This window comes from Pedobacter sp. Leaf176, assembly GCF_001424305.1.
In the GTDB taxonomy this organism is placed as follows: domain Bacteria; phylum Bacteroidota; class Bacteroidia; order Sphingobacteriales; family Sphingobacteriaceae; genus Pedobacter.
Genome location: NZ_LMPD01000005.1, coordinates 149,444 through 165,269, shown reverse-complemented (window position 1 = coordinate 165,269; position 15,826 = coordinate 149,444). Strand labels below are relative to the sequence as shown.

Annotated in this window: 8 protein-coding genes; 2 read left to right on the top strand and 6 right to left on the bottom strand. The window is 38.6% G+C overall.

Annotation, left to right across the window (positions count from 1 at the left end):
- Positions 1 to 285: 285 nt before the first annotated feature.
- The 3 genes from ASF92_RS15105 to ASF92_RS15095 form a co-directional block, all read right to left on the bottom strand.
- Positions 286 to 1,587 carry a DEAD/DEAH box helicase gene (locus ASF92_RS15105; RefSeq protein ID WP_056094915.1) on the bottom strand — a complete coding sequence of 434 codons (1,302 nt, stop codon included), beginning with the start codon at positions 1,585 to 1,587 and terminating at the stop codon, positions 286 to 288.
- A gap of 288 nt (positions 1,588 to 1,875) precedes the next feature.
- On the bottom strand, positions 1,876 to 3,213 hold the full coding sequence (locus ASF92_RS15100) for an MFS transporter (RefSeq protein WP_056094912.1): 1,338 nt from the start codon (positions 3,211 to 3,213) through the stop codon (positions 1,876 to 1,878).
- A 113-nt stretch (positions 3,214 to 3,326) separates the two neighbouring features.
- Complete coding sequence (locus ASF92_RS15095) at positions 3,327 to 4,664, bottom strand: APC family permease (protein WP_056094911.1); 1,338 nt, start codon at positions 4,662 to 4,664, stop codon at positions 3,327 to 3,329.
- A 288-nt stretch (positions 4,665 to 4,952) separates the two neighbouring features.
- On the opposite strand from ASF92_RS15095, the gene ASF92_RS15090 reads away from it, so the two are divergent.
- On the top strand, positions 4,953 to 6,821 hold the full coding sequence (locus tag ASF92_RS15090) for a DNA topoisomerase IV subunit B (protein WP_056094908.1): 1,869 nt from the start codon (positions 4,953 to 4,955) through the stop codon (positions 6,819 to 6,821).
- 33 nt (positions 6,822 to 6,854) lie between these two features.
- Here the strand turns inward: ASF92_RS15090 and ASF92_RS15085 are convergent, their stop codons facing one another.
- The 3 genes from ASF92_RS15085 to ASF92_RS15075 are packed head-to-tail and all read right to left on the bottom strand — an operon-like array spanning position 6,855 to position 15,170.
- Entirely contained in the window at positions 6,855 to 7,883 is a 1,029-nt protein-coding gene (locus ASF92_RS15085) for a YihY/virulence factor BrkB family protein (protein WP_056094905.1), read from the bottom strand.
- 5 nt (positions 7,884 to 7,888) lie between these two features.
- Positions 7,889 to 10,189 (bottom strand): BamA/TamA family outer membrane protein, encoded by a 2,301-nt coding sequence (locus ASF92_RS15080; protein ID WP_056094901.1) that lies wholly within the window; start codon positions 10,187 to 10,189, stop codon positions 7,889 to 7,891.
- The gene (locus ASF92_RS15075; RefSeq protein ID WP_056094898.1) at positions 10,173 to 15,170 is read right to left on the bottom strand and encodes a translocation/assembly module TamB; all 4,998 of its coding nucleotides are present in this window, start codon (positions 15,168 to 15,170) and stop codon (positions 10,173 to 10,175) included. The genes ASF92_RS15080 and ASF92_RS15075 overlap by 17 nt, the downstream gene beginning before the upstream one ends.
- A 146-nt stretch (positions 15,171 to 15,316) precedes the next feature.
- Here ASF92_RS15075 and ASF92_RS15070 point away from each other — a divergent pair, with 146 nt between their 5' ends.
- A complete protein-coding gene (locus ASF92_RS15070; RefSeq protein WP_056094895.1) occupies positions 15,317 to 15,805 on the top strand; it encodes a cytidine deaminase in 489 nt (162 codons plus the stop codon).
- The last annotated feature ends 21 nt before the right edge of the window (positions 15,806 to 15,826 follow it).

Sequence of the window (15,826 nt, the reverse complement as noted above, 5' to 3'; positions counted from 1 at the left end):
ACCGTCATTGCTATTCACGACAATCTTAAAACTTTAAGTTCATAGCGAACGCATTAGGATTGCTTCGTACCTCGCAAAGACGATTCGTTCGCAGAATGGATTAAACTATTCGCCCATTCATTGCCGTCCGGCTTCAGCCGACGGATAAAAAATAAAACCCGGGCTATAATTGTATAACCCGGGTTTTCATATTAGTAGAAGGTAACTTTAGTTTTTCCGCTTTGAGCTTCTGCACCTAATCCTTCATCTTTGTTCCTTTATCTTTGTTCTTTAAGGCTTTCTTCTTTAAGCTTTCGCTTTATTTCTATTTCCGCCGAATCGTCTGTTATTGCTGGCGTTACGGGGCTTGCCACTCATATTTCCATCGCCATTTCTTTTAGCGCCGCCGCCACCTTTAGATTGTGCCTGCGGTTTACGTTTTACCTGGTTTTTAGCCAGCATACTTTCCCAGGTTAGTGGATACGGATGGTTATCAACAACTGGTAAGGTAATTTTTATCAGTTTTTGAATGTCTAGTAAGTATTCGTTTTCTTCCGCATCGCAGAATGAAATGGCAATGCCATTTGCACCGGCACGACCTGTACGGCCGATCCTGTGTACATAAGATTCAGGAATATTCGGTAATTCGAAGTTGAAAACGTGAGATAACTGGTCGATATCAATACCTCGGGCGGCAATATCTGTAGCCACCAGAACACGGATTTTTCTATCTTTAAAATCTGTTAAAGCCCGCTGCCGCGCATTTTGTGATTTATTTCCGTGGATAGCAGCGGCTTTAATTCCCGCATGCGCTAAATCTTTTACAATTCTATCCGCACCATGTTTGGTGCGTGTGAAAACCAAAGCGGTTTGTATATCCTTATCTTCCAGAAGATGGATTAATAACTTCTTTTTGTCCGGCTTGTCGACAAAATAAACCGATTGAACGATGGTTTCCGCAGTAGAAGAGATAGGAGTTACCTCCACTTTGGTTGGATTAGATAATATTGTATTGGCTAGCTTTTGAATTTCATCAGGCATAGTTGCCGAGAAAAATAAAGTTTGGCGTTTAGCAGGCAATTTAGCCACTACTTTTTTCACATCGTGGATGAAACCCATATCTAACATTCTATCCGCTTCATCTAAAACGAAGAGTTCGATGGTATTTAAGCTGATAAATCCCTGATTCATTAAATCCAGTAAACGACCGGGAGTAGCCACCAGAATATCAACGCCTTTTCTAAGCGCTTCCACTTGCGAATGTTGATTTACACCGCCGAAGATTACCAATCGACGTAAGTTTAGGTTACTACCATAGGCTTTGAAGCTTTCTTCAATCTGGATGGCAAGTTCACGTGTAGGCGTTAAAACCAACGCTTTTATGTTTTTTGTTGCCTTGGTGTTGATGTGCTTTTCATGCAATAATTGCAACATCGGGATAGCGAAAGCGGCAGTTTTACCTGTTCCGGTTTGAGCGCAGCCCAATAAATCTTTTCCTTTTAATATTGTTGGTATGGATTGCTCCTGTATCGGGGTAGGTTGTGTATAACCTTCGGTCTCAAGGGCCTTTAAGATTGGCTCAATGAGGTTTAATTCTTTGAATAACATGTATTTTTCTGTGTAATATTTATCGAAGAAGCTAGAACAATCATATGTTGAAGGACTAACTTGCGGAGAGAATATGCCATTCAGAATGGCAAGCCCTTATTCCTGCTTCGCTGCAAAGATACGATAATATATGTAAGATTGAAAATGTAGGAAGGGAAATGGAATTAGGGAAATGAAAAGAGCGGGAATCGAAAATAGAAAATAGGTAATTGAAATTGGAAAAATGGAAATAGGGATGCCAGCTATTGTAGCCTTAATCCTAGAATCCTTTAATCATTAAAATCCTGGTCATTCTGTATTTTCCTTAAACCTGCTAAAAAATAAAAGTGCAATTAAACACAAGCCAAAACCTACAATCCCATTTAAACGCAATCCAAAGTCATTTCCGGGGTCTTTACCGTAAATGGTAAGCATGGCAAAAATTGCGATGCCTAAAGTTTGACCTAGTTTAACAAACAAATATTTTACGGCAAAGAACATGCCCTCCTGGTTTTCGCCTGTTTCCAATGTATCTTTTTGCGCAATATCCGCTAAAATTGCGGTTGGTAAAATGCCCAAAGCGGCCAACGGGAAAGATGCTGATAAAACTAATATATAAATCTGGGTGTATGGTCCAAGAGGCAGCTTCCCTAAAAAGAAAATGGTTACAAATATCAGGCAGAGCACACCAAACGCCAGCAAAACAAATGGTTTTTTGCCAATTTTTACTGAACCGAAATTTACAACTGGATAAAATAACAAAGACGCCATGACCATTGCACCCATAAATTTTCCGCCTTCTGATTCTGGCAGACCCAATAAAACTGTACAGAAAAACAATAAGCCACTTGAAATGATGCTTAAAGCGGTGTAAAAGGCAAAATCAGAAATAAGGTAATATTTAAAATTCCTGTTTTTAAACGTGTTTTTTATCGCTGGCCAAAGTGGAATGTGGGTCGGCTTTGCTACTGAAAATGTTTTTTCATCAATAAAGAAAACAGGCATTAACATTACAAGTCCGGATAGGATACACAAAGCCCAAATGGCAATCTGAACAGCTTCACTACGGTTAGCAACCAAGAAATTACTCTGCACCAGATCGGCGAAATTATTGGTACATGCTGATAAGATTATCCCGATTACGAAACCGACTTGCTGGTAACTGGAGAGTTTAACTTTTTGCCTTGGCGTGTGTGTAACTTCAGCAAGTAAAGCATTATAAGGGATAATATAAGTGGTTACTGATACAAAAAACAAGCATAGTGTAATGGTTAACCACCAGGCATTGTGCAGGCTTTCACTTTTCTGAACAGGATAAAAAACCAATGCACAGAAAATCATTGCTGGTACAATTGCCAGTTTCATAAAGGGCATCCGGCGACCGTCCGGGTTGGTGCTTGCATCACTTTTTGAGGCAATGAACGGGTCAAAAATTGCATCAACCAATCTTCCCGATGCCGCAATAATCGACAAAATGTTAAACAAACCTAAAAAAACAAGTTGTGGCACTAATGGCGGCAGGCCTGCATTACTTGGTGGGAGGTAGAAATAAGGTAGCATCACAATGATGATATTCGTCATTGTGCTCCAGCCAATCATACCGGCAGCGTAAGCAATTTCTTGTTTTAGCGAGAGTGTTTTATTCATTAAATTATCTCAATGGTTATGTCATTTTGCAAATAGTTTCGTAATACAGGTTCCAAAATTGATTTTTCGTAGCAGATCTTTCAGAACCCATCAGCATTAAAATGCTTTAATAGTTATTTCTTATTAAACAATTTTGAAATGAAATAAATTATCAAAAATCCAATAAAAATATATAATCCGTTAAGTGCTGCATTTGGGTCATCAGCATAAATACTAAAAGCAACAAAGGTATAGGCAGCAATAAATATGATGGGCAAAATAGGATATAATGGGACAGTATAAATGGTTTTTTTATCAAGATGTGCTGTGCGTTTTCTAAGGATGAAAATTGTGGCGGCCGAACTGGCCATGCTGATGCTCTCCAGAAAAATCGTATAGTTTAAAATCTTGTCAAAAGTTTTAGCGTAAAAGATAATTACTACCGCTACTGCCGTGAAGATGGTTAAACTCCAGGTAATTACGTCTGTTTTTCTGTTTATTCTGCTGAACAATTTGGGTAAAGCGCCTTCTTCTCCCATGGCAAACATTGCCCGCGGATTACTTAACAAATTTACATTTACATAGCCCATTACGGAGATGAAAATAACCACTGAAAGCATTTTAAAACCTGCAGGCCCAAACAGTTTTGAAGCCAGAACGGCAGCAATGCTTTCTGCAGTTTTTAGTTCCTCAAAGCCAATAACCTTAACATAAACATAGTTTAGAATGAGGTAAAGAGCAACAATTATCGTCAACCCAAATATAATTGAACGCGGAATTACTTTTTTTGCTTCTTTAACTTCGCCGCCGAAATTTATGGTTTGCGCATAACCGGCGTAAGAAAAAGATACTGCAATGAGGCATAATCCTAGAGCTTTTCCATAGTCGGCCCATGTTGGTAATTGATCGCCCGCTGTTTTAAATACTGGTGTAGTGGTTTGTTCCTGCCCGCCGAAAAACACAGCACAAATCAATGTCAAAATCAAGGCGATTTTTATAATGGTTAATACATTTTGTGTTTTAGAACTTGCTTTTAATCCTAATAAATTGATAAGGTAAAAAACTAAAATGGTGGTAATGGCAATGGCGACCCGAAAGGTTTCGTTCTGCATTTCAACTGGTAAAATGATTTTACCAAGGTACTCAGCGCCGATTATTGAAATAGCTGCCACTGATGCCGCACTTGAAATCAAAACAATACAGTTTATCGCAAAAGCGATGGATGGGTGATAAGCAATGGAAAAAATTTTATAGTAGCCTCCCGTAACTGGATAACGGGAACCAATTTCTGCATAAGTTAATGCGCCACAAAAGGCTACAAAGCCGCCGATGAGCCAGGCCAGATAAAACAACTCGGGAATTTGCGCCTTTGCTGCAACATTTACGGGTGTACGGAAAATGCCCATACCGATAACCAGACTTACCACAATCATGGATAAATCGAAGAGCGACAATTGCTTGTTTTGTTGCATGGAGGGGATAATAAATTAAGTGTTGAAGATATGGAAATTATGGAATATTTAAGGCGTTGATGCAGTTAATGATTGCCTCAGACCGGCTAAACGGCAATGACTTGAAATTATTTCTATCCGAAATCCAGAAATTATGCTGAAATGAAATCGGCGGGGACGGGGTTGCTTTAAGTTTGCAATGGATTAATTTCCTCCTAATTTTGTTGATATTTCTTTCTTCTGCCGGGAAGATAAATTCTTTTGGAATGACTATTTTAGCAAAGTTTTCAAAGCAGGTAAAAAATATTTATGGCAGAAGTAATTTACAATGACGACAGTATTCGATCGTTAGACTGGAAAGAACACATCAGATTACGTCCCGGTATGTATATCGGTAAACTTGGTGATGGCTCTGCTCAGGACGACGGGATCTATGTTTTGTTAAAAGAAATTGTAGATAACTCCATCGATGAATTTGTAATGGGGACCGGCAAAACCATTGAAATAACCGTTTCAGAACAAAAGATAAATGTGCGTGATTATGGCCGTGGTATTCCGCTTGGAAAAGTTATAGATTGTGTAAGTAAAATTAATACGGGTGGAAAGTACGATAGTAATGCTTTCCAGAAATCGGTCGGATTAAATGGTGTCGGTACAAAAGCGGTGAATGCATTGTCTACGAGTTTCACAGTACAATCTTATCGTGATGGTAAAACGAAAAAGGTTGAATTTTCAAAAGGTGAAATCGTAAATGAACAACCGGTAATTGATACTACTCAACGAAATGGTACGGCCATTACCTTTTATCCCGACGAAACCATTTTCAGAAACTATCATTACATTCCGGATTTTGTAGAAAGCATGGTCTGGAATTATGTATTCTTAAATACCGGTCTAACCATAAACTTCAACAACCAGAAATACTTTTCCGAAAGAGGACTTTACGATTTACTTTCTAAATTTAATAAACCGGAAGAGATAAGGTATCCGATTATTCACATGATTGGTAACGACATAGAAATTGCCATGACACATGGGCAGCAATATGGTGAGGATTATCATTCATTCGTAAACGGACAGCATACCACGCAAGGTGGAACACACCAGGCAGCTTTCAGGGCTGCAGTCGTCAAAACCATCCGCGAATTTTTCAAAAAGGAATTCGATGCTGCTGATGTTCGTTCTTCGATAATAGCAGCCATTTCAGTACGTGTGCAGGAACCGGTATTCGAATCACAAACCAAAACAAAATTAGGTTCTCAGAATATGGGACCGGAGGGACCATCTGTAGCAACCTTTATAAATGATTTTGTTAAAAAGGAACTCGATAATTACCTGCATAAAAACCCTGATGTAGCTGATGCGCTTTTAAAGCGCATTAATCAATCAGAAAGGGAGCGTAAAGATATCGCGGGCATTAAAAAACTGGCGAATGACCGGGCTAAAAAAGCATCCTTGCACAACAAAAAACTTCGGGATTGCAAAGTTCATTTTAACTCCACACATGAAAAACGATACGAAACAACCTTGTTCATCACCGAAGGTGATTCTGCATCGGGCTCAATAACAAAATCCCGGGATGTGGATTGTCAGGCTGTTTTCAGTCTGAAAGGCAAACCTCTTAACTGTTATGAATTAACTAAAAAAGTGGTTTATGAAAACGAAGAATTCAACCTGCTTCAACATGCTTTGAATATTGAAGATGGATTAGAGGGCTTGCATTACAACAACATTGTTATCGCTACTGATGCCGATGTAGATGGCATGCACATCCGGTTATTGATGATGACTTTCTTCCTACAGTTTTTTCCTGATTTAGTAAAAGCAGGGCATGTATACATTTTACAAACCCCGCTATTCAGGGTTCGCAACAAGAAAGAAACCATTTATTGTTATAGTGATGAAGAGCGACGGAACGCAATAGAAAAACTAGGCAATAAACCAGAGATAACCCGTTTTAAAGGTTTAGGTGAAATTTCACCTGATGAATTTGGTTTGTTTATTGGCAAAGACATCAGGCTTGACCCGGTAATATTGAAAGACCAGACGATTAAAAGTTTGCTGGAATACTATATGGGCAAAAATACACCTGATCGGCAACAGCATATTATCAAAAATCTGCGTGTGGAAAAAGACGAGGTTGAGGAAGAACCAAAGCTAATTAATGAAGTTGCTTAACGGCTTAATCCATTTACGACAGGAATTCTTTAACTAGGATTTTATTTCCGGCGCATCAATCGTATCCTCGGGGTGTTGAGGAGGTAATACATCCACCTTTTTCTCAACTATAGTGATTTTCGTGAACACTGCATATTTGCTAGGGCTAATTCCGCCGTCGTATTTTTCTGCATAAGCCTGAGTAAATTCTGCACCGAAGTACAGAATTATTGATGTATAGTAAATCCAAAGCAGTATCACTATGATTGAACTTGCAGCGCCAAATGCAGAACCCGGATTACCTTTTTCGATATAAATACCAATTAAATATTTTCCCAGGCTAAAAAGCACTGCGGTAAACAATGCGCCTATTATAGCAGATTTCCATTTGATGACTACATCAGGCAAAACTTTAAATATGACTGTAAAAACGGCGGTTACTGCGGCCAGCGTAATTACATTATTCAGAATGTAAATTATTAAGCCCATTGTATCGTCTGCTACGGGTACAACCTCATCAATGTTAGTTTTTGAAATTAAGTTAATTAATTTGTCGCCTAATCCAACAACAACACTATTTATGACCAGGGAAACCAGTAACAAGAATCCCATCGATACGATAAGCGAAAAGGAAAGCAACCGGTTGGTCAGCATTTTAAGCCAGCCTTTTTTTGGAATTGCTTTAACTTTCCATATCATGTTGATACTGTCCTGGATTTCAATAAAAATTGCCGTCGAACCAATAATAAGCGTTGAGATACCGATGATTAATCCGATAGTAGATTGACCGGATTTAGTCGAATGCTCAACAAAGCCCTGGATTTGCGCTGCGGCATCAGAACCAACCATATTGGTAACTTGTGCAAAAAACTTAATTCGGGTATCACTGTTGCTTTTGTCGCCCAAAAACAGAGTGGCCGCGGAAAGGACAATGATAATTAATGGTGTAAGCGAAAAAATAGTGTAGTAAGCTAATGAAGCACTGAGTTTTGTAATTCTGTCTTCGGCAAAACCCTTTCCTGCGGCTATAAAAAGATGATAAAGCGCAATGAAAAAATTTTTAATCCTGGTAATTAATTTCATAAATTTTAGAAAGGATAGCCTATACCAATATTAAAGATTAAATTTTGCCTTCTCCAATCTTTGTTTCCAAAAGAAATATTGTCGAATACCCAGCGTTGCCCTTCAGGCAGGTATGGCTTACGGATAGGAAATGCAACATCAAGACGGATTACAAAAATAGTTGCATCTACACGGACCCCAGCTCCCGTGCCTACGGCAAGTTCATTTAGCGCATTCTTGAGTTTAAATTCAGAGCCTGGTCTGCCCGTATTTGTTGTGCCAGGTATTCCTGTATCTTCCTTACGTAGCCAAACGTTACCGGCATCTACAAACAATGCACCATATAAGATGCTAACGATTTTAAACCTTAATTCTGAGTTTAACATCAATTTGATATCGCCACCCTGATCGGCAAAAACCGCATCTTCAGGAACTTTATAGGTACCCGGACCTAATGTTCTGGCTGGAAATGCCCGGATATCGTTACTTCCACCAGCAAAAAATTGTCTGACAAACGGTAGTGATGTGCTGTTTCCATAAGCATAACCGTAACCTAGGTTTAACCGGTTAGCCCATACGACATTTCTGGTAACTTTATAATAATCTCTTAAATCCGCTTCAAATCTTACAAATTGAGACAAAGGAACATTAAAGATCGATCGTCTGCCTTCCTCATCTTTGGGAACAAACGCGCCCCAAACATTACCGCCGGTTTCAACCCCACCGTAAAAATATACGTTGTTTCTACGGTTTTCTTCCATTTGATTGGTATAAGTGAAATTGTAGTTGCTACCAATAATGAATTGATTTTCTAGCGTAGTCCTTAATAGTGGGTTAGCTTTAAATATACTATCTCTGATAATTGTATCTGTAAATCCGGTAGATATGTAACTCACAGATATGGGGTTAAAATTATGTTCTTTGTATTGATTTTCTTTAAAGTTATAGCCAAATTGGCCTTTGAAAGCATGCAAAGTGTATTCAGAACCACGGTTTAACATCTGGTAGGAAAGCGAAGCGATTGTTTTTGGAATAAAAGCAGTTGTGCTGTTTGGTTTGTAAAATGGGATAATAAACCTTGGAAACGTCAGTTTGCCTTCAGCGGTTAGTGAAAGTGAATTCCTGCCTAATGAGGTTCCTCTTGTCTGGGTTTCGAAACCACCGCTCGCACTAATATCTAATTGCTCTGCACCCCTGAATAAATTTCTCGTGGTTTGCGTTACCTTAACTTCTGAACCTACGAAGTTGTTCGATTTACTAGTTCCTGTAACAGAAAAGGTAAGTGAGTTCTTCTTTAGAGGGGTTAAATAGATATTTAAATCTAGTTGGTTGTTTTTAAAGCTATCTAAAGGTAGAAATTCAGCCCGGACGTCCTGAAAGGCGCCTACATTAACCATTCTGTTTAGCGATTGGTTATGATCCCTGCGGTTATACAATTCGCCTTTCTGAAAAAAGACCAACCGGTCAAATAACCTTGGCTTAAATGTATTCCTATCATCATAAATATTAAATTCATGGTATTCTAAAGGCTTCAATCGACGAAGTATACTATCTCTTCGAATAGAATAATTAGGGTAAATGTTGATATTATTAATCGTATAAGGTTTCAACCCGGCATCAGGTGCTATATCTTTTACCTTTACTGTGATGTTTACCAAATTTTTGCCTATCGTACTATCAACCTGCATAATCAAGTAATCAGGACTAAAATAGAAATAGCCGCTTTCTTTCAGATCATTATCAATCCTGACGCGTTCATTTTTGTAAACGTCCAAATCATAATAGTCACCAACTTTTAGTAAGGTTTTGTCTTTATTGGAATTTATAATGTTAGTCAGCACACCTGAATCCGGTGGGAAATTTACCTTATTGATTTTATACCTTTCACCCGTAACTGCCGTGTAGATGGCTTTTCCTTTTTTATTTTTCACCACGGTGTCTCCGGTAACAACGGCCTGCAAATAACCTTCACTAAGCAGATAGCTTGTTAACACATCATTGTTATATTTTAATTTAACCTCACTTAAAAGTACAGGTGCCTGGCCTTTTTTTCTGATCCAGTTTCTTAAACCTTTTGGTTTTTTAGGTTCGCCTGCAAAATTATAAATGGCCAGCTTCAGTTTATTATTAGGGCGCGGCCGTGTTTTGCTTTTTAAGTCGGCTTTTACTTGCTTTTCATCATCAATTTTGCCCGAAGAATCCGGGTTGATATTAACTTCTGCTCCAGTATATAAAACCTGTCCGGGTTTAAGTGATTTCGTACTACTACAGCCCGCATAAACTAAACAGGCCAATAAAAATAAAATAGGTCTAATTAGTTTTCTCATTTTGTGCTCTCTGTTCAACGTTTCTTGTTCTTCTGTTTCTTTTCTTCTGGAATATCTCTTTGAATTTGTTGTAATCCACAACTAAGGTAAATCCTAACCCTGTTTCGATAATTTGGCCCTGCACAATCATATCATTTTGATTTCTTCTGTAAGCCCGTAAACGATACCTTCCATCCGCCGAAAGGGCATATTCTACATTCACATTTCCGGCGATATTAGTCGATTTTTCTCCTGGTGCCTGTGGACCCTCCAATGCAAATGAACTTCCCACAGTAACCGTTAACCTATCATTTAATAATTTTTTAGATAAGCCAACTTCCAAATCTGTTTTTTGCTGCAATGAGCCGGTTGAATAATCCTCCGATGAATTAACACCAAAGTTAAGGTCAACGCCCTGAATTAAATCAGAGGTAAGGTTATTTAACTGCTCGGTTAATAATTTACTCACACTCGATCGCGCGAGTGTAGATACACCTCCGCCACCTCCGGCTAAGCTTTGGAATGGGTTATTAGCAATAAAACGGTTTAGAGCAAGTAAAGCAAAAACCTGTTTATTCAGCTCACTTTCATCGCGGTTTACATTCTGAAGTCTGGTATAAGCTAAACTTCCAATTTCTGTTGCCCGTTCATTTTCAGGTAAATCTATTTTGAATGAAATTATTGGTTTAAGCAACTCACCTTTCATCATCAGGTAAACCTGAAATGGCATTTTCGTTTTAGCCTGAACTAGATCCGGCTGATTTAATAAGTCAATTGGTGCCGCATTAACCTCATACATAGCAGTTAGGTTTACATTTGCAGTAGTAGGTTCGCCTGTCCAGATGATGGTACTCCCTTTAACAATTCTAAATTCTTTTTTTCCGAGCGGACCAACAGATAGATTATAAGATCCATCTACCACTTCATAACGCCCAGTTAAACTGATTTTTCCGCTGGGATCCATTGTGGCATTCAGGTCTGCATCTCCTTTTATGTTAAGAGCATCGCCGTTTGAAGGGTCTACAACAACGTTAAGTTCTGCCTCTGGATCAACCTTAACTGCAGCAACGAGGTTTATTCCTTTAACCGGTGATTTGCTGATGCTGTCCACTTTTAAAGCGCGCTGTCCATTAAATGGTGGTGCATCTGCGTCTATAAATTGAACAATTCCTTCCTGATCAATTACCGCCGGATCGTTGGCAGGCAAGGCAAAGAAGAATTTTGTCCCTTTGTTAACATTTACTGTCATGTTTACATCAGGCTGGTTCAGGTCGCCTCTAACCTTGATGTTGCTGGTTAAGAAAACCGTTCCATAGATCATTTCATTATCTGCTGCGGTTGAATTAATCGCCCGGAAATTGTTCATCCTGACGTCCAAACCAAAACGGTAATTTTTGAAGTCAGTGGTATAAACCTTGCCGTCAATAATCGCTTTCTGGTTTAAAGAATCAATTAGCGTGAAGTTATTGAAAGCAATTCCCTCGCTTGTAAATGATATTTTTTCATTTGGCAATCGGAAATAAGAATTCACATACGCCACATTGATTCCTGCATTGTTGAATGTTAAATCGCCCAAAATTCTTGGTGCTGTTAAAGCGCCTTTTACCGATAACGCACCGGTTAACGTTCCAGTTCCGTTTTTTAACTGTCCCTGAGATAAACTTTCGATGTTCTTCATCTCAATTTTGTCAATGTTAACCGTCAGGTCTAATGCGCTTTGCGGTGCAGTGTAATAGAAACCATTAACCCTTAACTCGTGGACCCCTGTTAATCCCAGATTAACCTCAAAAGCATTTTGAGTATTGTTGTTTACCGCCAACCTTAAGGTGCCTAACTGGTCTTTCTGATAACGTAATTGGTCAATAGTTAAGTTTGCTTCGAATTTTGGCGTTGATGCCAAATCTTTAACATTTGCCGTTCCGTTTAATCTTCCGCCTACCAATGTGGTATCTGTCTCAGCAAATTTAGTTAGGGTTTCCAATTGAAAATCTTTAAATTCTACGTTTAAAGGGGCGTTCGGCTGTGTTGGATTGCTATTTATAGATAAAGATTGGCCGCTATTGCTGAGTTGAAATTGATTTACCAGAATACCAGAGTTGCCGAATTGTATGTAATTATCTTGCGAAACCACCCATTTCTGATAATCGAGCAATAATTTTTGCGGATCCAGGCTAAATTTGAAATCTTTATTGATTGACTGGAATGTACCACCAATAACATATTTGTCTTTAAGCTGGCTGTCCCGCAGGAAAATATTTATGCCCAAATTGTTGTTTGCTGCGTCTCCACTAACTTCGGTGTTAAAGAGCGCAATGGACGGGCTTTGTAGTCTTTTTACAGTCAACCCATAGGTTAATTTATTATTATCGTTATTGATGTTAAGCACTGTAGTATCCACCTTAAAATCCCCGTAAACCACTTGAGGGAAATTTCCTTTTATCTGCAAGCTGTCTTTTTGGGTGTCAATCAATCCATAAAACTGCGATTGTTTAAAAACGGTTAATTCAGGCACAAACTGTTTCAATAATTTTGAATCATAAACCTGGACAAAGAACCTCAAGCGCTGATCCGGGATTTGGGTAACTTCTCCGAATGCGTAATATTTATTAATCTCATTTATTATCGCATTGCTCACTTTTGTTAATTGATACTTACCATCAATCTTGGCCGATAGAACTTCTGATTTCAAGGTTAACTCACTGGCTGTTTCAGTTGTTTTTGCCAGGACAGAAATTGTGTCTACGTTTATCCGTTGCGCGTCTTTTACCAGTTGCAGTCCTGTAACATCAACCGATCCATTTAAATAATCTGCATCGGCGGTGGCTAAATCTACTTTTATCAATCCAGCAGCACTTAGAACAGTAGGGCTGAAATTCAAAGCCTGAAGATTTAGCTGTTTCAGGTTCAAATCGGCTTTAACCGATGGATATTTTCCGGCGAGACTGGCCTTGGCATTTAAAATGAAGTTCGCATTGCTATCTGGCATACTGCCCTTTATTGCCACGTTCTGGTTGGCGTAAGTGCCTGCAAGATTCAGATTGCGATAAGTATATTTATTGTAATAAGCACTTAGAACACGTGCGTTGAACTTAGCATTTATTTTTTTTGGGTCTAAACCTGTACCTGCAACATCGGCCTTAACCGTAACCCGGCCTAGTTTTGGCTGCATTTTCAATAAGCGGCCAACATTAAAATTGTTCAGATTAACATTTGCCTTATAGCTTTCCCGTCCTTTCGGACCTTTCATTGCTGCGGTTAAAATGGCACCGCCCATATCCGTCTGGATATTCATATTGGTGTTGAAATCCGTCATCGAACCTGTGAATTTACCTTTTGCCTTAATCACATTTGGTAATTCAATCGACGGCGGCAAAGATTTCTTGGGTACGACAACTAAAATATCACTTTTGGTCAGATATATTTTTTTAATGTTTAAATCCAGAAAGGTCTTGTTTAAGTCTGGCAAACCTTTAGCCGTTCCGCTGATGTCAATCTGCGTATTTTTTAAACCAGTAATTTGCAGACGTGGAATATTCAGATTGTTCATATACCCGTTTACATCGGCATTGATCTTAATCTTTTCATTGCGGTAATTTGCAGGAATGGCATCACTGAAATATCCCGCATCTTTTAATCCAATGCTGGTATTTTTCAAACTCAAAGCCAGTTTTACCCGTTCAGGGTGTTTGGTCAAGTCATCCATCGAGGTAAAATTCAGTTCCGTTGCGTTTTCGATACTGGTATTGGGCGTTTTTAAAATAAAGTTGGTCAGCTTGATTTGTCTGTCATTGTAAACCGCGTTTCCTTTGAGCTCATTCAGTGCAAAGCCGCTTTTTTCTTTCAATGAACCATTTTTAACATTGGCTTTGATGCCATCGGCGCTATAACTCACATCACCCGCACCAAAATTTAATCCGGTAATTTTCAGGTGATTGAAGTCCATTCCTTTCGGAGAGGCTTTTGCACCTAGATTATCGAATTGTAAATTATTATCCGCCAGGCTGATATTTTTAATAATTAGTCCCAAAGACGACTTCTGTGTAACAACAGTATCCTTAACCTTTTTCAAATCGTTGCTCGGTGCCGGTTTAAAGGCAAAAAGGATATTTGATTTATTAAGCTTCGCATCATCAACGGTATATTTACTGTTCGTTAAATCAACCTTTAGGTTAACCAAACCCAGCTCATTAACATCTGCGATCGCCTTTGTTGTGGAAATCTGGTCATCATAATTCACTTTTACGTTGCGAAAAGCAAAATTTTCCACCTCTATCAATGGTAGTTTGCCGTTTTCTTTCTGACTACTGTCAACGCTGTTGGTGAGGTGTTGAACAAGTTGTGTTAACGGTTTTTGTTGAAGATAACTAAGCGAAGTGTTGTTTAAAGTTAGATCCTTAATAACATAATGCTGTCCGGCTAAATCGAAAGTCTTAAGTTTGGTTTTAAAAGCACCTAAATAAAGTTTTACGTCATTTCCGGCAACGTCATCACGATACGTAATGCCGATATCTTCGAAGGAAACTTTATCGACAGAAAACTTTAGGGTGGAAGTGGTGTCTTTATCTACTTTTTCTTCAGGTTTTTTCTGATCGCTCATAAACGCATCAACCAGAAAGGAAAAGTTAAAAGTGGTATCCGGATTTATTCGTTTTACATTGGCGCGTATGTTTTTAAGCTCAATGTTATTGACTTCAACAGTGTTTTTTAAAAGCTTAAATAAACTGATGTCGACCGCCAGCTTTTCAGCATATAAAAGGGTGTCGCCTTTCCTATCTTCGATATAAAATTTATTTAAAACAACATCTTTCGGAAGTGCAATTTTAACGCTTTCCAGGCGTACTTCCGTTTTTGTTTTATTCTTAAGGTAATTAATGGCCTTACCTTTAACGAAGTTTTGTACAGCGGGTATGTTTAATGAAAGTGCCAGGGCAACAACAAGAATGATTACAGAGGCAATTACCCAGAGTAAAACTTTAAGACTTTTACGTACGTATTTATTCAAAGCTACTTATGTTTGGTGTTTTTAAATGAAGGAGCCAACTTTAAAATTAATTAAAGCGATCTTTTATAATTACTACAAAAAATAACCTAAATTGTTCGCCCCCCATAAAAAAAAAATATGACCAGCGGGTATAGATTTATAAAGATATGAATTTAACGAAATTAAGTATAAGCTTTGAAGAATATACTGGCATCGAGGAGTTGAGTAACCCAGATAAAATCTTATGCGAACAGGCAGAAAAGGCTTTGGCAAGTTCTTATTCGCCCTATTCAAAATTCAGGGTAGGAACTGCTGTTCGTCTGGCTTCAGGAGAAATAGTCTTAGGTAGCAACCAGGAAAATCTTGCTTACCCATCGGGCTTATGTGCAGAGCGCGTTGCGCTTTTTTCAATAGGCGCCAATTATCCTGATGCGGTTATTGAAAGTATGGCGATTACGGCGAAAACCGATAATTTCGAAATTTTAAACCCTGTTACCTCTTGCGGAGGGTGTTTGCAGGTCATGGTAGAATTCGAAAGAAAGCAGCAAAAGCCAATTGAAGTTATTTTTTACTGCTTAAATGGCGCTGTTTTGAAAGTACCTGGTGTAACGAGTTTATTGCCCTTCGCTTTTGTAGAGGAAAGATTGGAACGATAGCTTATATTTGGGTTTTTGAAA